18 protein-coding genes are annotated in these 20,128 nt (G+C 44.9%); 9 read left to right on the top strand and 9 right to left on the bottom strand.

From position 1 onward, the window contains the following. Positions 1-165: 165 nt before the first annotated feature. Genes AC0VYI_RS00160 through AC0VYI_RS00170 form a run of 3 tightly spaced genes read left to right on the top strand, consistent with a single transcriptional unit; the run spans position 166 to position 3,151 of the window. Complete coding sequence (locus AC0VYI_RS00160) at positions 166-945, top strand: ThuA domain-containing protein (protein ID WP_475446437.1); 780 nt, start codon at positions 166-168, stop codon at positions 943-945. Beyond that, entirely contained in the window at positions 945-1,994 is a 1,050-nt protein-coding gene (locus AC0VYI_RS00165; RefSeq protein WP_475446439.1) for a Gfo/Idh/MocA family protein, read from the top strand. Before AC0VYI_RS00160 ends, AC0VYI_RS00165 begins: the two co-directional genes overlap by 1 nt. A 26-nt stretch (positions 1,995-2,020) precedes the next feature. After that, positions 2,021-3,151, top strand: coding sequence for a Gfo/Idh/MocA family protein (locus AC0VYI_RS00170; protein ID WP_475446441.1), 1,131 nt, complete (start codon positions 2,021-2,023; stop codon positions 3,149-3,151). Between the two features lie 57 nt (positions 3,152-3,208). On the opposite strand, the gene AC0VYI_RS00175 is transcribed toward AC0VYI_RS00170, so the two are convergent. From AC0VYI_RS00175 to AC0VYI_RS00195, 5 genes are all read right to left on the bottom strand, one after another. Beyond that, positions 3,209-3,982, bottom strand: a complete 774-nt coding sequence (locus AC0VYI_RS00175; protein WP_475446443.1) for an HvfC/BufC family peptide modification chaperone — start codon at positions 3,980-3,982, stop codon at positions 3,209-3,211. 12 nt (positions 3,983-3,994) lie between these two features. Further along, on the bottom strand, positions 3,995-4,963 hold the full coding sequence (gene bufB, locus AC0VYI_RS00180; RefSeq protein WP_475446445.1) for an MNIO family bufferin maturase: 969 nt from the start codon (positions 4,961-4,963) through the stop codon (positions 3,995-3,997). Between the two features lie 6 nt (positions 4,964-4,969). Next, positions 4,970-5,602 (bottom strand): hypothetical protein, encoded by a 633-nt coding sequence (locus tag AC0VYI_RS00185; RefSeq protein ID WP_475446447.1) that lies wholly within the window; start codon positions 5,600-5,602, stop codon positions 4,970-4,972. A 34-nt stretch (positions 5,603-5,636) separates the two neighbouring features. Then, positions 5,637-7,076 (bottom strand): ferritin-like domain-containing protein, encoded by a 1,440-nt coding sequence (locus AC0VYI_RS00190; RefSeq protein ID WP_475446449.1) that lies wholly within the window; start codon positions 7,074-7,076, stop codon positions 5,637-5,639. Between the two features lie 179 nt (positions 7,077-7,255). Next, positions 7,256-7,867 (bottom strand): TetR/AcrR family transcriptional regulator, encoded by a 612-nt coding sequence (locus tag AC0VYI_RS00195; RefSeq protein ID WP_067011832.1) that lies wholly within the window; start codon positions 7,865-7,867, stop codon positions 7,256-7,258. Positions 7,868-8,026: 159 nt separating this feature from the next. Between AC0VYI_RS00195 and fabF the strand changes: the two genes are divergently transcribed. Together fabF and AC0VYI_RS00205 are read left to right on the top strand one after the other, a co-directional pair. After that, on the top strand, positions 8,027-9,301 hold the full coding sequence (gene fabF, locus AC0VYI_RS00200; protein ID WP_199476611.1) for a beta-ketoacyl-ACP synthase II: 1,275 nt from the start codon (positions 8,027-8,029) through the stop codon (positions 9,299-9,301). 391 nt (positions 9,302-9,692) lie between these two features. Further along, on the top strand, positions 9,693-11,183 hold the full coding sequence (locus AC0VYI_RS00205; protein ID WP_199476612.1) for a glycosyltransferase family 39 protein: 1,491 nt from the start codon (positions 9,693-9,695) through the stop codon (positions 11,181-11,183). Positions 11,184-11,235: 52 nt separating this feature from the next. On the opposite strand, the gene AC0VYI_RS00210 is transcribed toward AC0VYI_RS00205, so the two are convergent. From AC0VYI_RS00210 to AC0VYI_RS00220, 3 genes are all read right to left on the bottom strand, one after another. Beyond that, positions 11,236-12,555 carry a TRAP transporter large permease gene (locus tag AC0VYI_RS00210; RefSeq protein ID WP_475446452.1) on the bottom strand — a complete coding sequence of 440 codons (1,320 nt, stop codon included), beginning with the start codon at positions 12,553-12,555 and terminating at the stop codon, positions 11,236-11,238. Next, complete coding sequence (locus AC0VYI_RS00215; RefSeq protein WP_475449848.1) at positions 12,555-13,058, bottom strand: TRAP transporter small permease subunit; 504 nt, start codon at positions 13,056-13,058, stop codon at positions 12,555-12,557. The genes AC0VYI_RS00210 and AC0VYI_RS00215 overlap by 1 nt, the downstream gene beginning before the upstream one ends. Positions 13,059-13,268: 210 nt before the next feature. Further along, positions 13,269-14,303: a TRAP transporter substrate-binding protein gene (locus AC0VYI_RS00220; RefSeq protein ID WP_475446454.1), complete on the bottom strand. Its 1,035-nt coding sequence runs from the start codon at positions 14,301-14,303 to the stop codon at positions 13,269-13,271. Between the two features lie 658 nt (positions 14,304-14,961). Between AC0VYI_RS00220 and AC0VYI_RS00225 the strand changes: the two genes are divergently transcribed. Next, positions 14,962-15,906 carry a LysR family transcriptional regulator gene (locus AC0VYI_RS00225; RefSeq protein ID WP_067011842.1) on the top strand — a complete coding sequence of 315 codons (945 nt, stop codon included), beginning with the start codon at positions 14,962-14,964 and terminating at the stop codon, positions 15,904-15,906. Between the two features lie 18 nt (positions 15,907-15,924). On the opposite strand, the gene AC0VYI_RS00230 is transcribed toward AC0VYI_RS00225, so the two are convergent. After that, complete coding sequence (locus tag AC0VYI_RS00230; RefSeq protein ID WP_475446456.1) at positions 15,925-16,647, bottom strand: FCD domain-containing protein; 723 nt, start codon at positions 16,645-16,647, stop codon at positions 15,925-15,927. A gap of 204 nt (positions 16,648-16,851) precedes the next feature. Between AC0VYI_RS00230 and manD the strand changes: the two genes are divergently transcribed. From manD to AC0VYI_RS00245, 3 genes are read left to right on the top strand one after another with little or no spacing between them, the layout of a single operon-like run. Further along, positions 16,852-18,063 carry a D-mannonate dehydratase ManD gene (gene manD / locus AC0VYI_RS00235; RefSeq protein WP_067011846.1) on the top strand — a complete coding sequence of 404 codons (1,212 nt, stop codon included), beginning with the start codon at positions 16,852-16,854 and terminating at the stop codon, positions 18,061-18,063. Positions 18,064-18,069: 6 nt separating this feature from the next. Beyond that, positions 18,070-19,092, top strand: a complete 1,023-nt coding sequence (locus tag AC0VYI_RS00240) for a Zn-dependent oxidoreductase (RefSeq protein WP_475446458.1) — start codon at positions 18,070-18,072, stop codon at positions 19,090-19,092. 35 nt (positions 19,093-19,127) lie between these two features. After that, positions 19,128-20,084 (top strand): TRAP transporter substrate-binding protein, encoded by a 957-nt coding sequence (locus AC0VYI_RS00245; protein ID WP_475446459.1) that lies wholly within the window; start codon positions 19,128-19,130, stop codon positions 20,082-20,084. The last annotated feature ends 44 nt before the right edge of the window (positions 20,085-20,128 follow it).

Genomic DNA, 20,128 nt, shown 5'->3' on the forward strand with positions numbered 1-20,128 from the left:
TTCTTGTAGCCCCTCTCCTTCCTTTCTAATCTTCCCTTGGTGCTCTTCGTAAATTTTTTGCTAAAAGAGCTTTTATTTTTTTGAGTAAACGTTTAACTTCTATAAAGTAAACGTTTACTATGTTTGTTTTCCATTATCAAAAAAAATAATATCGAGGAGAAAAAAATGGCAATCAAAGTGACTGTATGGGGTGAAAACGTCCATGAAAAAACCAATGAAGTGGTCACCCGTATTTACCCAGATGGTATGCATAACTGTATCGCGGCAGGCTTGAATGAAGATCGGGATATTGAAGCATCGAGTGTTACTTTGCAGGATAAAGAGCATGGTCTTAGCGAAGAAAAATTAGAAAACACAGATGTTTTGATTTGGTGGGGGCATGCTGCCCATGGTGACGTTGCCGATAAGATTGTGGATCGTGTTCAGAAGCGAGTGCTAGAAGGGATGGGCTTATTAGTTCTACACTCTGGTCATTATGCCAAAATTTTTAAACGTTTAATGGGGACAACCTGCTCCCTAAAATGGCGTGAAGCTGGTGAACGTGAACGACTCTGGGTGGTTAATCCGGGGCACCCGATTGTTCAAGGTGTAGGTGATTGTATTGAATTACCTCACACAGAAATGTATGGCGAACCCTTCGCTGTTCCTAACCCTGATGAAGTGATTTTTATCAGTGCGTTTGAAGGAGGAGAAGTATTCCGTTCAGGTCTTCTCTATCGTCGTGGTAATGGAAAAATCTTCTATTTCCGTCCGGGCCATGAAACCTATCCAATTTACTATGATGAGAAGGTGAAACGCGTTCTAAAAAATGCGGTGAAATGGTCACAGCCTGAGGGTAGCCGTTGGATCGACTCATGTCCTTGTGTCCCTGCTGATCAAGCTCCAAACCCTATTGAAGTGAAAGGAGAAGGTTTGCATAAACCTGGTGAAGAGGGCTTCAAATAATGATTCGCATCGGCATTATTGGGACTGGCGGTATGGCGCGAGTTCACGTAGAAGAGTTTTCTAAAATTGCCAGTTGCGAAGTGGTCGCCGCGTGCGATCTAAATGATTCGCGCCTTACAAGCTTTGTTGAAGCTCATAATATTCCTTATGCTTTTGGGTCGGTAGAAGCGCTACTAAGCAGCGGCCAGGTGGACGCAGTCTCTATTGTGACACCGGATCCATTTCATAAAAGTATCTCAATACAGGCCCTAGAAGCGGGCGTGCATGTGCTATGTGAAAAGCCGTTAGCACTTAATGCATTGGATGCCCAAGAAATGACGGATGTTGCGCACCGTGCTAAGCGCATTAATATGGTCAATTTGAGTTATCGAAATGCGCATTCCTTACAAAAAGCACGAGAACTTATTGCCGCAGGACGCATTGGTAATATCCGCCACGTAGAAGCCAGCTATCTACAGAGTTGGTTGGTTTCTCCAAAATGGGGTGATTGGAAAACGGAGGACGCTTGGCTATGGCGATTATCAAGTGCACATGGCAGTAAAGGGGTTCTAGGAGATGTTGGTGTTCACATCCTCGACTTTGTCCGTTTCCCTGTCGGTGATTTTGCTAGTGTGAATTGCAGCTTAACCACATTCGATAAAGCTGAAAATAATCAGATTGCTGAATATCACCTTGACGCCAACGACAGTGCTTTGATCACGGCTCGAATGAACAATGGAGCCATGGCGTCCATTCATGCCTCCCGCTGGGCAACTGGGCACCTTAATGATTTGCGCTTAGTGATTCATGGTGACAAAGGCGCAGTGAAAGTCTCGCTAAAATTAGACCAAGAATGGGATCGTTTGGAAGTGTGCTTAGATGATGACGTTATTGATTGTGTGTGGAAAGAACTTAAATGTGACCACACACCGAATATATATCAGCGTTTTATTCAAAGTATTCTGTCTGGCGTACAGGACCAGCCTGACTTCGAAGCAGGATTGCAGGTACAACGCGTGCTGGATGCCTGCGAACAATCAGATCAGTCAGGTCAGACGGTACTGCTTTAGATTGAGTCACTTTAGGAGACAGTGGGATGGCGATATTACGATGGGGAATGGTGGGCGGTGGAGAGGGAGCCTTTATTGGTGATGTTCACCGTATGGCCGCCCGTTTGGATGGAGGCTACCAGCTTGTCGCTGGTTGCTTTTCTTCCAGTCCTGAAAAAACAAATTTATCGGCGAAAGCGCTAGGAGTGGAAGTAGACCGCGCCTACTCTGACTTTAATACCATGGCTGAGGTGGAAAGCCAGCGAGAAGATGGCATTCAAGTGGTGAGTATTGTTACACCTAATTTTTTGCATTATGACAATGTTAAGGCTTTTTTAGACCGCAGAATTGCTGTGATTTGTGAAAAACCACTTACAGTTTCATTGCTCCAAGCTCAAGAATTACAGACTTTGGCAAAGAAGCAAAATACCTTTCTTGCTGTAACCTATAACTATGTTGAAAACCCGATGGTTAAGGTGGCACGAGAATTGGTCAAAAAGGGAGAGTTAGGTGAGTTGTTAATGGTCGATGCTTACTACCTACAAGATTGGTTGGCATTAGATATTGAAAGTGCCGGTCAAAAACAAGCGGCTTGGCGTACTGATCCTGCTAAGGCCGGACGTGCTGGATGCTTAGGAGATATTGGCATACATGCTTATAACTTGCTGAGTTACTTGCTTGGTTATTCTGCATCAAGGGTTAATGCAAGTTTGACTAGTTTTGTGGCGGGTAGACGTGTGGATGACCATGCGGATATTCAACTAGGCTACAAGGACAATATTCTGCAAGGTCGGATATTGGCTTCACAGGTGATGACGGGCCATGAAAATGATCTGGGCTTTCGTTTGACTGGGCGTAAAGCAACCCTTGAGTGGCGGCAAGAAACACCTAATGAGCTTTGGTTTAAACCACTTGGCGCACCGGCTCAACGTATGACTCGAAATGGTGCAGGTTATCCTGAATCGTTAAATGCTGTGTGCTATGTCCCCGCAGGCCATCCAGAAGGATATTTAGAAGCCTTTGCAAATGTCTATCAGAATATACGGATGGCTTTATTGGAGAAGGAACTTTCATATTATCCTAATATTGACCAGGCAGTTAAGGATATGGAGTTTGTAGAGGCGTGTTTACAATCGAACGATCAAGGTCATTGGTGCGCTGTGGAATACAGTGTCTAGGAGATAAGAATAGTCAGTTTTACTCTTCTTATCTCCATGTTTCACTTAAAATATTTTTCAAAGTTTATCCTGTCTGGTTGCTAATATGCCTAACTCGATCCAGGACGCCTTGATAGTGGAGAGAGACGTTGTTTCTACTTCCTTGACGGCTTCCTTCCAGCTATATCCGTCATTTAGCGTTTTTACTAATGCGATTTCGATGGGGTTGTGAAGATCGAGGACTCCTATTTTATAGCGGTGTCGGTAGACAAGACAGGTTTCTGGTTGCGGTAAAGGTATATCGACTTTGGGGTTATGTTTTAGATTGTTAAAGAATTGATTAATAGGATATTGGTGTTTGCATAAGTGGCTAACGGGGTTGATGACGAGTTGTTCTTCAGGCAAGTGGACAGTGGCTTCTGTGTAGTCGTCAGTAATAGGCTGATCAAATAACACTGTCAGTAGATATTCAAATTGTGCTAACTCGATAATAAAAGAAGGCCAATCCTCCTCTTCTTCTATGTCGGTCGGTCTAGTGGTTAATAAGTATTCGGCAAATCGTTCACCTAGGTTGTTTAATGTGTAGCTATTTGAGGGATAGGTTCGTAGGTATTCCGAACAAAATAGATGAAATAGCGGTGCGCCAAGAGCGAGTTTTAATCCCCCAAACTGGGCCGCCATACATTGCTCTAATCTTGCCGTATAGCTGTGTTGATAGATGGCAAGATGCTGTGAGGCTGTTAAAGCGGGGGAAGCTTCAATGAAATGAGTAAAGGCCTGAGAGGACTGAGCAGGGTCGAGTAGAGCCTTCAAGAAGGCATTTTGAAAGGTTTTAAGCGTATCATCTTGCATCGGTCACTCTACTTATTTTCTAGTATTACTGACTAAAAAGTCGATTGGAGTAGCAACTGGTTGGTCGACTAAATGAGGGACGGTTGTGTTGCTGCGTTTAACATGACCGTCCACGAGAACGTGTTTGGCTTGGTGGAGCTCTTCAAGATAGTCTGAAAAATGGGGAATATTGCCATCCCATTCTAGACAGGTTGCCACGCCCCCTGTTTGTTGCCAAGCATATTGAAACAGCGGCCAAACCTCTTCCGAGACTTGTCTGTCATGGGTATCAATAATGTAGTTTCCACAATGTTGATGCCCTGCCAGATGCATTTGCCGGACTGCAGAAAATTCCAACCCTCTAAGATACGTCATAGGGTCAAACTGATTATTAAATGCTGAGACGTAAACGTTATTCACATCAAGTAGCATTTCGCATTGGGTACGACGAAACAGCTCGTTAAAAAACTCCCATTCTGGGATGACCGAATGTTTAAAATGCATATAGGTACTGGGATTTTCCACGACAAGGGGGCGTTTTAGAAAATCTTGGACTTGCAGGATTCGCTCACACACATGCTGTAATGACTCTTCTGTTAAGGGTAAGGGTAGCAAGTCGTGTGAGTTGATATTTAATACACCTGTCCAGCACAAGTGATCGCTAATCCACAATGGTTGGATATCGTCCGCGAGTTTCTTTAGATGCTGCAAATATTGCCAGTCAAGAGGATCCGTGCTGCCAATGGATAAGGACACGCCATGCATCACGATCGGATAGTGCTGCGCTATTTGATTGAGAATATGGCGAGGTCGGCCGCCAGAATCCATAAAGTTCTCTGATATGATTTCAAACCAAGCCACATCGGGTTGGTGTTGCAAGATCTCATGGAAATGTTGGCTGCGTAAGCCTAACCCCAACAGGTTTTGGATGTCGAGCTCACTTTGAGGGTGAGCTCCAGAACCCGCTAAGCTTACATTTTTCATAAGCGGATGATTGGTCATGTCGTTTTAATCCTTGTCCTTTTCGCAATGACACTCTTCTAGGGTATGCTTTAATTCGGCTCGGCTTTTGTTGATCATTTCTTGGGCATTGGCTGCTGGATCGTTAAAGCCAAAAGAGCAATATTTGTCCCCAGAGTTTCCGCAAGAGTCATAACCCCCATCGAGAGTTTGTAACCACTTTTGTGGAGGACCATTTTTGTATGGGGATGGGCTGACGTTGCGTTTGGCTTTTTCCATACGTTGTTCAAACAGTTCTCTTGCTAAAAGCCAAACACTTTTGCCAGTGTTTGCTCCCATTGTGCTAATGCGTTCGGCTTGAATCGGTGTTGCACAGCTACCTTGGAAGGCGCAGTCATTTTCCCCTGGACGACATTGTTCTGCGGCATCGCCATAGAGTCCGCATCCGCCCTGCCCGCGACAGTTATTGAGCGTATGGCAAACATGCTGCTGAGTCGCACAATAGCCCATTCCGGCACAATCATTGGTGCCAAATCGATCGTGTCCTTTGCAGGCGTTTAATCCCATACAAGCATGAAGCTCCTTTGGGGCTGGTGTTTGATCGGTTGGTTTTGTAGGGTTGGGTGCTGAGCCACAGCCGTTGCTTGGTGTGCTGCCACAGCCATTTTGATTTGCTGACATGTAATTTTCTCCTCAATCTATTTAATCGATTTGGTTAAGCTAAAATGGCCTGTTCAGACTTGGCTAAGTAGCCTTCTAAGGGAACATTGGGTAGATCGTAGATGCGATCTTTCAGGTACGAAATATTGGGATAGGCGCTAGCGGCAATATTAAACAAGTCAATAATCTGTGCCTTTGGAGAGCTGGACGCACTGAAAACGTAGTTTTCAAAGGTGGGGGCTGCTTGGTATTGCAGGCCATCTTTGCCAATATAATTCATATTGGGCAGCTCGCCACACAGAGAGCCCAAAATCCACATCATGGATTTGTGAATACCAAACATGAAAATCTCATATTGGGTGTTTTGCTCAGCACTATAACAAGCCTCAGTCATGACATAGAGGTAGCTACTGACAGCATTGGTCAAGTCGGAAACTTTTTGAATGATGTCTGGGTAATCTGCAGTGTTGGGGTTGGTTTCGAAATTATTGATGAAGAGCGTTTTTGGGTCGAGGTCGTCACCAAGATAGCGTTTGAACTCATCATCGAGTTGCTGCATTTCACACCAAAGTTGATTGAATTTATCGAAGTGGGCCAACTCACTGCGTTTCTTATCATCATAAGCACCTTCACCAAAGCGCTGACAATCCACGCAATCTTTGCCTCCGACGACTTGGAAGCCAGGACCATGATGCCCCTCGCCTTGTTCTACAATTTCATTTAATGCCTTTAATGCCGATGCTTGATCGATAACGTGAATGAGGTCGCCACTGTCCTCGGCATTTTCAAATTTTGGCTTGTGCTCTTTATTGTAATACAGAGTATCAATATCGTTTTGGGCGTAGTAGCCCATTTTGGGAACCAATTGTGGGCGTCTAGAATCATAGCTTTCTGCCCCTTTAAAGTATTTTTTAATACAATCTTCGATAAAACCGTAAAACTGTCCAATCGTCGTGTAAGGAAGAGGGCTGCCCTTTTTATCCGCCTCTAATAGCTTGTTAGGGCTTTCTATTTGCATAAAGGTATACAGTTGGTCAAAGCTCAATTTCGCGCGATTAATAGGAAAGCTGGGTTCGTGGCCTGGTAAATAAGCGGGCCAAACGGGAGGGACTTTATTGACTAATTGAGGTTTGCCGGCGAGTGCTTGTTTCACGTTGGAAGAAAGAGACATGTGTAGCATCTCTTCAATAACGACGCTCAGGATGGAGGCGCCCGCTTTATTGGCAAAAACCATTATTTTTGCAGAAAGTTCCTTGGCGATGGTGTCGACTTCTTGCTGCGTATAGAGCACTCCTGGTTTCTTCTCTTTACTTAGCAACTGCGTCTTAATGATTTGACCAATATGGTTTTGGTCGGGGGTTCGGTTTATGGAGTAATAGGTAAAGAGATAGACAGGGATGGTGGCGATCTCAATCTCAATGGCTTGTTGCATTGCTTCAGAAAAATTCTCAGGGGTGACCTCGGTTGGCTGTGAGGCTAAAAATTTAGAAAGCATAATCTCTGTTTCCTTTGTCATAGGGCTATGTCGGTTTAACCTTGGAACAAAGTAATCTCTAGAGACGCCGCCGTCGATTACACGGTGTTACACTAAGAGAAATAAATGCTATTTCAGACCGCCAGCGATCTGTCATGATGTTATCGTCAGGAATTAGGTAGGAAGAAAGGAGAAGAGACCTAGCCTTTCACTAGGTCGCTGTCGTCTTCTTTTTGGAAGCCGCTGTTGAGGCGATTGACGATGCGCTCTTGGGCGCGTTTTAAAAAGTCATTTTGCAGTGGTTGGGTAAACGAACGCGCAATCGCAACGGTACCCACCAGTGATACCACAGTTTCTTCTGCCAGTGTTTCCGCGTCTTGGCTGCCGCGTTTTTTGAGAATGCCAGCAAGGCGCTCAACAAGACTATCGAAACAGGCTTGATAGGCTTGGCGTACCTTTTCTTCCGTGTGGGCAGCATCAGTAACAAGAAACTCCAGTGGTGATGGATGCTCCTTGTCATTTCGGCTCCAGCTAAGATAGCGGGTGACCATGGCTTTTAGATGGGTTTCTTTGCCTTCGGTTTGCTTGTCATCCCGAGCCCAAAAGGCGTGTGAGGCAGCGAATTGCATGGCCGCTTCATAGAGACTGCTCTTTCCAGAAAAATGCGCGTAAAAAGCGCCATGGGTCATGTTGGCTTGCTTCATGATCTGATGCAGTGTGACGCGATCAAATCCGTGGGCGCAAAACAGCTTTGCCGCCGATTGGAGAATTCTCTGTCGTGTCTTTTCTTTATGCTTTGGGCTGTATGGCATATTTAGTCTCCTAAATATTATCTTGATCATATATAACGCTACTTTAGCATGAAGACTTTCTTCTCGTCGAAATCATTTGCGAGATTGTTATTTGTTTTCTTTGATATTCATCACGACAGAATGAATATCAATAAGTGTATCTATTGCTAAGAGGTCATTATGTCGATTAAAGAGCGTATTGTCATTACTGGAATGGGGATCGTCTCTCCTTTAGGCTTAGGCGTCAGCGCCGTTTGGGACCGTTTAATTAAGGGAGAATCTGGTATTCGTCCTTTACCAGCTGAAATGGTCGAAAACTTAGGGACAAAAATCGCGGGCCAGGTTCCAAGCCATACAGAGCAAGAAAATGGCTTAAACGAAGACGATTACATGACGCCCAAAGAACGCAAACGTATCGATTTGTTTACTCTGTATGCTTTAGCCGCCGCAGAAGAAGCACTAAAACAGGCTAACTGGTTTCCTGAAACAGATGAAGAAAAGGAATCAACCGCAACAGTCATCGGTACTGGAATCGGTGGTTTGCCTGCGCTAACCAATGCCCACAATATTTTAAATGAGCAAGGCGCCCGTCGTCTTTCACCTTTCACAGTACCCAGTTTCTTAGCAAATTTAGCCGCAGGTAATGTCTCCATCAAATATGGCTTTAAAGGCCCATTGGGGGCTCCTGTGACAGCCTGTGCCGCTGGTGTGCAAGCCATCGGTGATGCGGTGCGTATGATTCTGACTGGCGAAGCGAAAGTAGCACTTGCTGGTGGTGCCGAGGGCTGTATTGACCCTTTGTCCATCGGCGGATTTGGTGCTCTAAAAGCCTTATCAACACGTAATGATGCACCTGCAGAAGCGTCTCGTCCGTTCGATAAAGACCGTGAAGGCTTTGTTATCGGGGAAGGTTCTGGGTTGATTGTGATCGAAACCTTAGAACATGCCTTGGCTCGTGGGGCCAAACCTTTGGTTGAGATTGTTGGCTACGGTACCAGTGGTGATGCTTATCATCTAACTTCCGGCCCTGAAGATGGCGATGGTGCGGCTCGTGCGATGAAAGCGGCAATTAAGATGGCAGGCATTGATGTGTCGCAAATTGGCTATGTTAATGCCCACGCCACTTCAACTCCGGTGGGTGATCGTGGTGAGGTTAATGCATTGCGCCGTGTATTTGGCGACTATGTAACCAAGGTTGCTATTTCTTCCACCAAGTCTGCGACAGGGCATTTACTGGGGGCGGCTGGTGGTATTGAAAGTATTTTTAGTGCCCAAGCCATTATGACCTCTATGTTACCACCTACCTTGAATATGCATCATGCTGACGAGGGTATGGAAGATTTGGATTTTGTACCGCTTGTGGCGCGCCAAAAAGAGGTGGAATACGTGTTGTCTAACGGCTTTGGCTTTGGTGGCGTCAACGCGGCTTTGTTATTGAAGCGTTATACGGCTTAACTTAAACTTTCGTACTAATGTATTGATCGTAAGTGAGTATTCACTTTTTTATTCATTATACGAGCGTAAATTCCATTTCATCAAATTTAAAAAAAGGCGATCCAATGAGGTCGTCTTTTTTTTGCTATTTAATGCTTTTTTTTATGCATTAATGCAAGTAAATGTCCCAAATATCTTCTATGTAGCAAAGAAAAGTTATTTTTCTCCTGATATCTTTTTCCTCTCTTAATTAATGATTATATTGCCCTCATCATCGGTCAAATTGTAAGACCCTAACACCTTTATCCAACATTACAATACATGGATATGGCGTTGTAATGATATTGAGATCCTTTGTTTTACCGTATTTAGTCATGATGATCTGACTAACTCTTTTAGGGAAGATTTCTTTATGCGTTTCTCCACTGTGTATTTTCCCTCGTCCGCTCCTGCTGCCACAAAGGTATATGCTTATCGAGCGGCGTGTGTTTGGTGTTTTATTTACGCTACAGCTTGGGCATTGGCGTCTTTTTCGCTGGATCCAGCGGTCCCCTATGATGCTATAGAGGCATTAAACTGGGCTGTGAATAATGAATGGGGTAGTCCAAAAAATCCTTGGATGATCGGGACGTTTTTCAAGCCGTTATACAGTCTGCATTCGGCTTCATTGTCGGCTTTTTATTGGTACGCTAGCCATTTCTTTGTTACTGGCATTGGTATGCTAGGCTGCTATTGTCTTGCTTATAAGTTGACGGATTCTCGGCCGTTGGCTTGGCTCGCTATGCTGACGTTGAATTTATCGACTGTGATTAACGTCGATGTGATTCCATATAACGATAACTTCCTGCTATTTGGCTCTTGGCCTTGGATCGGATTGTTGTTTATTAAGGCCGTGTATGACTCACCTAAGTGGTGGGTATTATTAGGGGTGCTGCTCGGTCTGGCGACCATGTCAAAATACACCTCTATTTGTCTTGTGGGGATGATCTTTTTCTTTGCCCTTATCGTTCCTTCGGTGCGCCGTTGTTGGCAAAGCCCCTACTTCTACATTGGTGTCGTATGCTTTTTAGCGCTCGTGTTACCAAATGTTTTCTGGTTGATCGATCACAACTTTGCCGCAGTTAAGTGGGTTGGCAGTGAAATGTCTCCCCATTTGAGTATGGAAAACTGGTTACCTTTTTTATCTGTTTTTTATCCTTTGCTGTTTGTCGCAGCATTATTAGGACGAAAAATGGGCCACTTGACTTGGCATGTTCCTGAAAAAGTGTACCTGAGTGCGGGAATTTTGTTGGCTCCTTTAGCTGTGATTATGGGATGGTTTAGCTTTCATCAAGGGGATCGCTTAACGGAATGGTTACAGCCCTTTTTTATGTCTGCACCAGCGGTTTTAGTCGGCTTTCTTTCAAAAGACGTTGGGCGGCATCTACGTCGCCCTTTTAATACTTTAATGGCCTTCGCGCTGATTCTGATTTCGGGTTATATCTTGGTGATGTCTTTGAACATAAAAAATGCTGGTAAGCATTTCAGTGGCATCAAAACCTTTAGTGATGAGGCGATTACTTTTTGGGAACTGAATACCGAAAAGCCATTAACACTGGTGGGCGGCGCGCAATTAGCCCAGTGGTTAACGTTTTATATAGGCTCCCACCCTCAGGTGACGAATAAATGGAGTGAGGAGGCACAAGATAGTATTTATAACCCCCATATTAGCGCTCAAGCGATCGAACGTCAGGGGGTACTCGTGTTAGGCAAGCTGGGTGAAGGATGCCAAAAGGGAGCCTTCTCAGACTTTACTAATGAATGGAAAGGCTTTAAACCCACGGTCCAAGAAGAGGTCACCTTTCAGCCATCTCCGAACAAAACCGCCCAGCGTGTTTGTTTAGGCATTGTTAGCCCCAACTAGGGACTGTCATATAGTGGCGTTTTTATTTGTAAAAACGCCACCTTAGCAAAGATTAGCTCATCAATTTATTCGGTAGCCAAGTCACGAGCTCTGGCATCAACATCACAATGATAAGCACCAAGAGTTTGATCAGAACAAACGGTGTGATGGACTTGTAGATATCCAGCATGGTAATCCCCGGAGGGGCAATGCCTTTTAAATAGAACAAGGCAAAGCCATAAGGTGGGGTTTGTACGGCAATCTCAATGTTTAAAATCATCAAGATACCAAACCAAATGGGATCGTAGCCAAGAGACACCGCAATGGGGGTGAAGATAGGTGCACACATCAAAACGATGATAAATTCATCGATAATAAACCCCAGCAGCAACATAATCACTTGGAACATCATGATGACGACAATGGGCGGCCAACCTAAATCCTGAGTAAAACCTGCTACCATGCTTTGTACCCCCATCAATAAATGGAAGTTACTGAACACGGAGGCACCAAAGATGATCCACATGGCGACACTGACCAACAGTGCAGCTTGCATGCCCGCCTTTTGTACCATGCGAGGTTTAAAACGTTTAAAGAGGATGGCTAAAATCATCGCCCCGACGACGCCAGTCGCACCGGACTCTGTTGGTGTGGCGATCCCCATAATAATGCTACCCAATACGGCAATAATCAGCAGCAAAGACAACAAGCCATCACGGGCAGTAAGGAACTTTTCTTTTGGTGTGGGTGGGTTGTCAGGAGCAACATCTAGTGGCGCACGTTGCGGATTTAATTTGCAGGAGATCACCACATAAGCGATTAATAGGACGATGGTGATCAACGCAGGAATTAGAGCACCTATGAACATGCGCCCTACTGAGTTCTGTGTGGATGAAGCAAACATGATCATGGGGATGCTGGGAGGAATCAAAATCCCCAAGCCGCCGCCCGCCATAATCACGCCAAGGGCTAAACGCTTGTCATAGCCTCGGTCCAGCATGGGTTTCAGCGCAATACTGCCGGAGGTCATAATGCCGGCCCCAATAATGCCTACCATTGCGCCAATCATCGAGCAGACAACAATGACACTGATGGCTAACGAACCTCGAACCCGGCCAATTAGCATCTGACTGGCGTTGAACATTGCATCGCCAATGCCTGAACGGGTGAGCAGTTGCCCCATGTAAATGTATAAAGGAATGGCAAGCAAGATAAAACTGAAATAGGTGTCTTCCAGTGTGGTTGGAATAACGTTAAAAAGAGCCTCCCCCCAGGTTGCATAGCCGATGCCCATGGCAATACCGCCTAAGGCGAGGCCAACGGGGGCCCCTAAAGCGAATGCGGCGATAACACAGACAAAGAGTATGCCAGTTAACACTTCGATACTGATCATTAGGCGTGTTCCTCGGTATGGCGGATGTTCTCGGGAAGCAGTTGTTTACCCGTCAACACGTGGTAACACTCTTCTACCCAGTCGCTAACGAGTTGTAAGGCCAGTAGTCCACTGGCGACGGACATCATGAGCCAGTAATGGTGCATGTGCGGTGCCCATTCACTTTGACGACGGTAGTTAAATTTCAGCGCTTCTTCGAATTTGCCAATGCTCATTTTGCAAACCAATAAGACAAAGAAGAGCGCCAATATAAAAGAGATCATATTGAATAGACTGCGCATACGTGGCGATACTTTGTTATATAAAATGTCGACGTTAATATGAGCCCGTTGTTGCTGCACATAAGCACCGCCAAGGGCGGCTATGTAGCCAAAAAGGAATAAAGCGGTATCGTGGGCCCAGACGGTTGGATGGCTGAGTACATAGCGGCAAAAGACTTCAAACGCGACGACAAATGCCAAAATGGGCATTAAATAGGAAACAGATTTTCCGATGAAAGCCACCAATGCGTGGACTCCTAGGCAGTAATACCTAATCGCAGTCATTATCATGGTTTTATACCTGTTAGGTTGAGCGCTTTGCCCTGCCACTACATGGCGAATGGCGGGCCGTTATCAACATAGTTAGATCGGGGTGGAACGAAAAAAGCGAAAGGCAGCCATTGTTTACCCTCAAACTAATGGCTGCCTGCTTGATAAAGTGAGTGAACCTAATTAGTCATTAGCTTGATCTTTACGCAGAATATCGATCAGCTCTTTGCTGTACTCATCTTGGGCTGCGTATTCGTCCATCAGTTTGGCACCCGCTGCTTTCCAAGCGGCTTTATCGGCAGCACTTGGTTCAGGGCTCCATTGCAAACCTTTGGCTTCCATATCGGCAACCGCTTGAGATTCCCATAAACGAGACTTCGTCATTTGTTCTTGGGCGTGAACGGCCGTTGCTGCTTTCACAATGGCTTTGAGGTCCGTAGGCAACTTATTCCAGGCACTTTGGTTGACGATGATCGGTAAGACTTGAGCGCCAGCAAGCGGTAATGGGTACATGTATTTTGCCACTTCAACGTGGTTGCCATCGCGGTGGTCAATCATGTTTGAGCCGATAGAGCCGTCAATCACGCCAGTGGAAAGACTGGTATAGATCTCAGACCAAGCTAGAGACACTGGAGAAGCTCCTAAGTTACGGAGGAATTTACCGTAAGCCCCTGGTGCACGGATTTTCAAGCCTTTGAAATCGGCAATGGAGTTAATTGGCTTTTTAGTGATGACGTACACTGCAGGCTGAATGTAAGGATCAAGCCAAACTAGGCCTTGCTCGCCATAGGCTTTTTTCAGAATGGGTGCCCAGCCTTTTTCGTAGAACAACGTGCTTAGATCGCCCACATCATTGGTGCCACCAGGCAGACCGATTTCGACGATACCGGCAGGCAGCTCCCCTGCATTGAGTGACTGGAATGGTGCTCCCATGGTGATGAGACCGGTTTTCACCGCACCAAAAATGCCGGAAGAGCCGACACCTTCACCAGAGTAAAGTACTTGTACTTTAATTCGGCCATTCGACATTACTTCGATGTTTTTTGCCAAATCTTCGTAGACGGCGCCAAAAGCGGTGCCTCGGCTGTACAGGTTGGCAAAACGCCAGTTGTACTCAGCGGCATGAACGGCGCTTGAAGCGATCGCTCCGACGCTAAGAGCGACGGCGAGAGAGCTTGCTACTAGGTGCTGTTTTAGTTTTTTTACGGTCTTAAGCATGAAATGACTTCCTTATTATTGGATTTTGCAAAGAAATGTGACAAAAATATAACATCTCGTCCTTATTTCGATGTTTTCAAAAACCATTAAAAGGTTAAATCGTGCCTTATCCACCTAAAGTTTTGTTTTCACCAAACAAAGTAAAACTATAAAAAATACAAATAAATCAAATAAATGGCGTTACTTTTTATGCACTATCTTGGATAAAAACCGACTCAATATGGTGCAAAATTAGTTGAAAGATCGACTTTTAATCAATATCAATATAATGACAATAAATTGACAAATATGACTGATTTCATACAGTAAGATGCGGTATCAGTTTACTGCTTGCCAGCACTTGTACAGCAAAATCAAACAAGAAGTGTAAGCGTTACAATCATCAATGCACTCTATTAGTGCTCCCCTTCCTCTGGTAACCATCTTATTGAAAGTGGCTTTGCTATATATCACAGCCTTTGTTTTCTGATTGGTCTGAGTGTGTTTGTGTTGTCTTATTTAGTACTGCTTATTATCTGTATCCATTTGTGGTGATATTTGTCTGCTATTCGTCTTCATGCTATCCCCTTTCTATCAGGGCTTCTGGTAGACTTTGCTGTGGATTGCACTAGGAAAATAATGACTTACAAAAAGTGCGATGTCGTTATCAGGGGGAGCCATGAGCACAAAGAATTATTCGTTGGGTCAGGTTGGTGACTACGAAATCAAGCAATTAAAGGTATTTAAAACCGTGGTGGATTGCGGTGGTTTTTCGGCGGCAGAAACCGCTCTTAATATTGGCCGTTCAACCATCAGTTTGCATATTTCAAATTTAGAGTCCCGTTTGAACCTAGTGCTTTGTAAGCGTGGTCGAGGCGGTTTTTCCCTAACGGAAGAAGGTGTCATTATTTACCAAATGACGGAACAATTATTGGAGTCGCTGGACGCTTTTCGTACCACAGTGAATAACCTGAATGCCAGTTTGACTGGGCAGTTGCGCATTGCCTTATCGGATAAAGTGAGTTTGGATTCGCGCAGCCGCTTCCCTGAGCTGATTCGCGCTTTTTCCCAAGCGGCACCAGAAGTATTTATTACCACGAATGTGGCGTCTATGACGAATATCGAAAGGATGATTCTCAATGATGAGGCGGATGTGGGTTTTATTCCCTATCATCGTAAGCTAGATGGCTTGGACTACATCCATTTATACAGCGACAACTGCTTTGTGTATGCGGCAAAAGATCATCCGCTCGTGGCTATGTCGAAGAAAAAGCAAGAACAAGAGATAGACCATTTCCCCGCTTCCCACGCAGGCTTGAAGCACCATGAACAAGCCAGCGAACAAATATCCCATGTGAAATTGGCGGCTATCAGTTATTTTTATGACAGCCGTTTAGCCTTGATTTTATCAGGTCGTTATATTGGCTTTTTACCTGAGTTATACGCCAAACCATATGTGGACGCTGGGCAGATTGTCGCCGTTGCGACTCAGACACGCCACTACAACCTGGGGGTCGCCGTGACGACTAAAAAAACCGCCCAACCGAATAAACCGCGCGAATTGTTTATTAATCAAATTCGTAGTGTCTTCGATCTCGAACAGATAGACGAAGCACCTTACTGATCAGAGATCCCGTACGAATTAATGCTGTGGAGTGGCAAATAAATACCCATCAAAATTGGGAGCATCTGTATCAGATAGTTCAAACAAGGTTTGTTTCACGTTCTCTAAATGTTGCCACATAGCCTGTCTTGCACCCTCAGCATTGCGTTTTCTGAGTTGATCAAATACTTGCTGATGATCATCCAACCATTTGCCATGGTATGACGAATCTTTTATACGCTCATGTAGCTGTTGCCACATGGAGTTTTCATCCCGCATATCCCACAAGCGGGTAGCGGTATCCAGCAATAAGGTGTTTTGCGTTGCTTTGGCAATTAAAAGATGGAAATCTCGGTCTGCCGCATTGGCTTTTTCGACTGAGTTAAGCTCCGAGCTTTCTAAATCCAATGTTACCTGTAGTGCGTTCAAGTCTGCTTTGGTAATGGAGTGTGCGGCACAGGCTGCAATGGAGCTTTCCAGTACTTGTCTGGCTTGCAGTAACTCAAAGGGACCCACATCCGAGATTTTACTGCTTTGCTGGTTGGATATCTGGCTTTTTAAATAGCTGCCAGAGCCTTTTTTTACCTCAATTAGCTTTTCTATCTCCAGCATAATGAAGGCTTCCCTTACTAGGGTTCTGCTCACACCAAACAGTTCTGCGTAGATGCGCTCTGTCGGCAGTTTATCCCCTACTTTTAGTTTGGATTTTATGATTTCCAATTTTATTTTTTCGCCGATCTCTCTATAAAGTCGTTCTGCCATAGTACTGTCTTTTGTTTAGTTGTTTTGGTATGCCAATTTTCTAATTTTGTTAATAAAATCAATAAGACTACAAAATATCAAGGGCTTATTGATTATATTGGTATGCCAAATTTGAATTTTGGTCTTGTTTTTTGCTTTTTATTCCGTTAAGTTTAGTGCAATTTCTTATTTTGGTATACCAAAAAAAATAATCAGGTACCTTTTATGAAAATTTGTTCTGCAAAAGTGATTGTAACCTGCCCTGGTCGTAATCTGGTTACTATAAAAATTGAGACGGACGAGGGCGTATACGGAATCGGTGATGCTACGTTAAATGGCCGTGAAAAGTCCGTCGTTGCTTACCTTGAAGATCATGTCATTCCTACCCTTATTGGCAAAGATCCCCATCGTATAGAAGATATCTGGCAATACTTATATAGAGGCGCTTATTGGCGCCGTGGCCCTGTTGGGATGACATCTATCGCGGCTGTTGATGTGGCCTTATGGGACATTAAAGCCAAAGTGGCTGGTATGCCACTGTACCAACTACTCGGTGGGAAAAGTCGCGATAAAGTCATGGTGTATGGGCACGCGACAGGGCTAGATATTGATTCTTGTCTTGAAGAAGTCCAAAAGCATGTTGATAGAGGTTACAAAGCAGTACGAGTTCAATGCGGGATTCCTGGTATACCAACCACCTATGGTGTATCGAAAACCCCTGGTCAGCCATATGAACCAGCGGACTCTTCCTTACCTGCCGAACATGTTTGGTCGACTGAGAAATACCTAAATCACGTCCCTTCTTTATTTGCCGCCGTTCGCAAAGAATTTGGTGAGGATCTACATATTCTTCATGATGTTCATCATCGCCTGACGCCAATTCAAGCAGGCCGATTAGGTAAAGACGTCGAGCCTTATCACCTATTCTGGCTAGAAGACTGTACACCAGTAGAAAATCAGTCTTCTTATGAATGGATTCGTCAGCATACGACTACGCCATTGGCGATCGGCGAGGTATTTAACAGCCTGTCTGACTGTCAGGAGCTGATCCAAAGGCAATTGATCGATTATCTTCGAGCTACCATTAGTCACGCGGGTGGTATCACCAATGTGCGTCGTATTGCCGATTTTGCCGCTAATTTTCATGTCAAAACTGGTTTTCATGGTGCGACGGATTTGTCGCCGATCACGATGGGGGCCGCATTGCACTTTGATTCTTGGGTACCAAATTTTGGTATTCAAGAGCACATGCCCCACACAGAAGAAACCGATCTTGTATTTCCGCATGCCTATCAATTTAACGACGGCTTCTTTACGCCTGGGGAAGTGCCGGGCCACGGCGTTGATATTGATGAAGTGTTAGCAGCGAAATATCCCTATCAACCTGCTTATCTTCCGGTAAATCGCTTGGAAGATGGCACCATCTGGAATTGGTAACCGATTATGAAAGCTTTCCAAGTTGCAAACGTTAATGACTATGCTCTGATCGATATAGATAGACCTGTTGTTGAAGCGGGAGAAGTGTTAATCAAAACCTCTTTTGCTGGGATCTGTGGGTCTGATCTCCATATCATTCATGGACAGAACCCCTTTGTGCAGTTTCCTCGCATTACGGGTCATGAGTTTTCCGGTGTCGTAGCGGCGGTAGGAGACGGCGTTGACCATGTATCGGTTGGCGATCATGTCTGTGTCGATCCGGTTATTGGTTGCGGGAAATGTTATGCCTGTCGAGCTGGCCGTTCGAATGTGTGCGCTAACTTACAAGTATTTGGCGTGCACCGTAATGGTGGTTTTGGTGAGTTTACCAGTGCCCCTGCCAGCAATGTTATAAAGCTGCCTGACAATGTGAGCCTTGAACAGGCCGCATTAGTGGAGCCTTACTCTATTGCTGCGAATGTGCTCTCTCGTATGGCGCCCATTCCTGGGGATACCTTGCTGGTCTATGGTGCAGGAGTGATCGGTTTGACTATTGTGCAAGTGGCTAAGGCCATGGGCATTGAGCGCATTATTGTCACTGACATTGTTGAGGAGCGATTAGCCGCCGCCAAGTCCTTGGGCGCGACTGACACCATTAACAGCAAAGAGCAAAAGGTAGAGGACTGTATCCAAGAATGGATGAACGGAGAAGGTGTACCTTTGATTGCTGATGCGGCTTGCATCCCCGCCTTATTGCCTGAAATTCTACGCATTGCTTGCCCTGCTGGCCGTGTTGGCTTGTTAGGTTTTAGTGCGACGCCGAGTGATCTGGCACAAATTGAAGTGATTAAAAAAGAGCTAACCATTGTGGGCTCTCGTCTGAATAACAAACGTTTTCCTTATGTGCTGGAAATGATTTCAACTGGCCGTTTGGATCCACTCGCGCTTATTAGCCACCGCATCTCATTAGACAGTATCTCTGAAGGGATTCAGCTAATGGAAAACCACCCTGAACTGACTCGCAAAGTGCTTGTGGAGATGAGTAAATAAACCAATAAAATCTAATAATAAAAATGGAGCTACCGATGATCAGACCTATATTTAACGCCGTTTTAGTGTCTTCCGTTTTGCTAACTGGCTTTGCTCATGCAGCGGATTTCACATTGAAATTTGGCTACCCAGTTAATAACCAAAACATTTGGGGGAAAGCAGCGATTAAGTTCAAACAAGTCGCCGAGCAAGAATCACATGGGCGTATCAAAGTAAAACTTTACCCTAATGAGCAGTTGGGTAAAGAAATGGATGTGATCAATAGCATTCAACTGGGTACGGCGGATATGACCATCACCGGGGAATCCTTGCAAAACTGGGCACCTAAAGCCGCGTTACTGGCCGTTCCCTATGCTATTACCAGTTCTAAACAGATGAAACAGGTGGTCGATGGCGAAGTAGGTAAAGAAATTAAGCAACAAATTGAACAGCGTACTGGTCTTAAGCCGATTGCTTGGTTTGAACGTGGTCCTCGCTACCTTACCTCAAACCGCAAAATCATTGAACCGAGCGACTTAGATGGCTTGAAACTTCGAGTACCGAACGTACCTTTGTTTGTGAAGGTATGGCAAAAATTGGGGGCAAAACCAATACCTATGGCATTCAGCGAGGTGTTTACAGCACTTCAGCAACACACGATTGATGCGCAAGAAAACCCTCTGAGCTTGATTAACAGTGCGAGTTTTTATGAGGTGCAAAAATACGTCGACCTAACGGGCCATGTGCGTAGCTGGATCTATGTGGTTATTGGCCAAGATAAGTTTAACAGCATGCCGAAGGATCTGCAGGCGGTGGTGTTAGATGCGGCGAAAAAGATGCAAAACTACGAGCATAGTATGTTTGCCTCTGATGAAGCCAATTTAAGAAAGACCCTTGAAAAACATGGAATGATCTTTGTGAAATCGGATGTGGCAGCTTTTAAAGCCAAGGCGAAAGAAGCAGTAAAAGAGTCTTTAACACCTGAGCAACTTGCACTTTATAACAAAATCTAATCTCAAAAAGTGGTGTCCCTATTACCTGAGTAATGGGGGCTTTT

It is taken from the genome of Marinomonas sp. 63XJN7_9_ISO-PGPR-S23-217 (assembly GCF_056173515.1).

Coding starts and splice junctions, on each gene's coding strand:
- AC0VYI_RS00195 (WP_067011832.1), bottom strand. CDS start 7,867: ATGCCATACAGCCCAAAGCATAAAGAAAAGACACGACAGAGAATTCTC.
- AC0VYI_RS00175 (WP_475446443.1), bottom strand. CDS start 3,982: ATGCAAGATGATACGCTTAAAACCTTTCAAAATGCCTTCTTGAAGGCT.
- manD (WP_067011846.1), top strand. CDS start 16,852: ATGAAAATTTGTTCTGCAAAAGTGATTGTAACCTGCCCTGGTCGTAAT.
- AC0VYI_RS00185 (WP_475446447.1), bottom strand. CDS start 5,602: ATGTCAGCAAATCAAAATGGCTGTGGCAGCACACCAAGCAACGGCTGT.
- AC0VYI_RS00240 (WP_475446458.1), top strand. CDS start 18,070: ATGAAAGCTTTCCAAGTTGCAAACGTTAATGACTATGCTCTGATCGAT.
- AC0VYI_RS00205 (WP_199476612.1), top strand. CDS start 9,693: ATGCGTTTCTCCACTGTGTATTTTCCCTCGTCCGCTCCTGCTGCCACA.
- AC0VYI_RS00190 (WP_475446449.1), bottom strand. CDS start 7,076: ATGCTTTCTAAATTTTTAGCCTCACAGCCAACCGAGGTCACCCCTGAG.
- AC0VYI_RS00230 (WP_475446456.1), bottom strand. CDS start 16,647: ATGGCAGAACGACTTTATAGAGAGATCGGCGAAAAAATAAAATTGGAA.
- AC0VYI_RS00245 (WP_475446459.1), top strand. CDS start 19,128: ATGATCAGACCTATATTTAACGCCGTTTTAGTGTCTTCCGTTTTGCTA.
- AC0VYI_RS00160 (WP_475446437.1), top strand. CDS start 166: ATGGCAATCAAAGTGACTGTATGGGGTGAAAACGTCCATGAAAAAACC.
- AC0VYI_RS00225 (WP_067011842.1), top strand. CDS start 14,962: ATGAGCACAAAGAATTATTCGTTGGGTCAGGTTGGTGACTACGAAATC.
- bufB (WP_475446445.1), bottom strand. CDS start 4,963: ATGACCAATCATCCGCTTATGAAAAATGTAAGCTTAGCGGGTTCTGGA.
- AC0VYI_RS00220 (WP_475446454.1), bottom strand. CDS start 14,303: ATGCTTAAGACCGTAAAAAAACTAAAACAGCACCTAGTAGCAAGCTCT.
- AC0VYI_RS00170 (WP_475446441.1), top strand. CDS start 2,021: ATGGCGATATTACGATGGGGAATGGTGGGCGGTGGAGAGGGAGCCTTT.
- AC0VYI_RS00210 (WP_475446452.1), bottom strand. CDS start 12,555: ATGATCAGTATCGAAGTGTTAACTGGCATACTCTTTGTCTGTGTTATC.
- AC0VYI_RS00165 (WP_475446439.1), top strand. CDS start 945: ATGATTCGCATCGGCATTATTGGGACTGGCGGTATGGCGCGAGTTCAC.
- fabF (WP_199476611.1), top strand. CDS start 8,027: ATGTCGATTAAAGAGCGTATTGTCATTACTGGAATGGGGATCGTCTCT.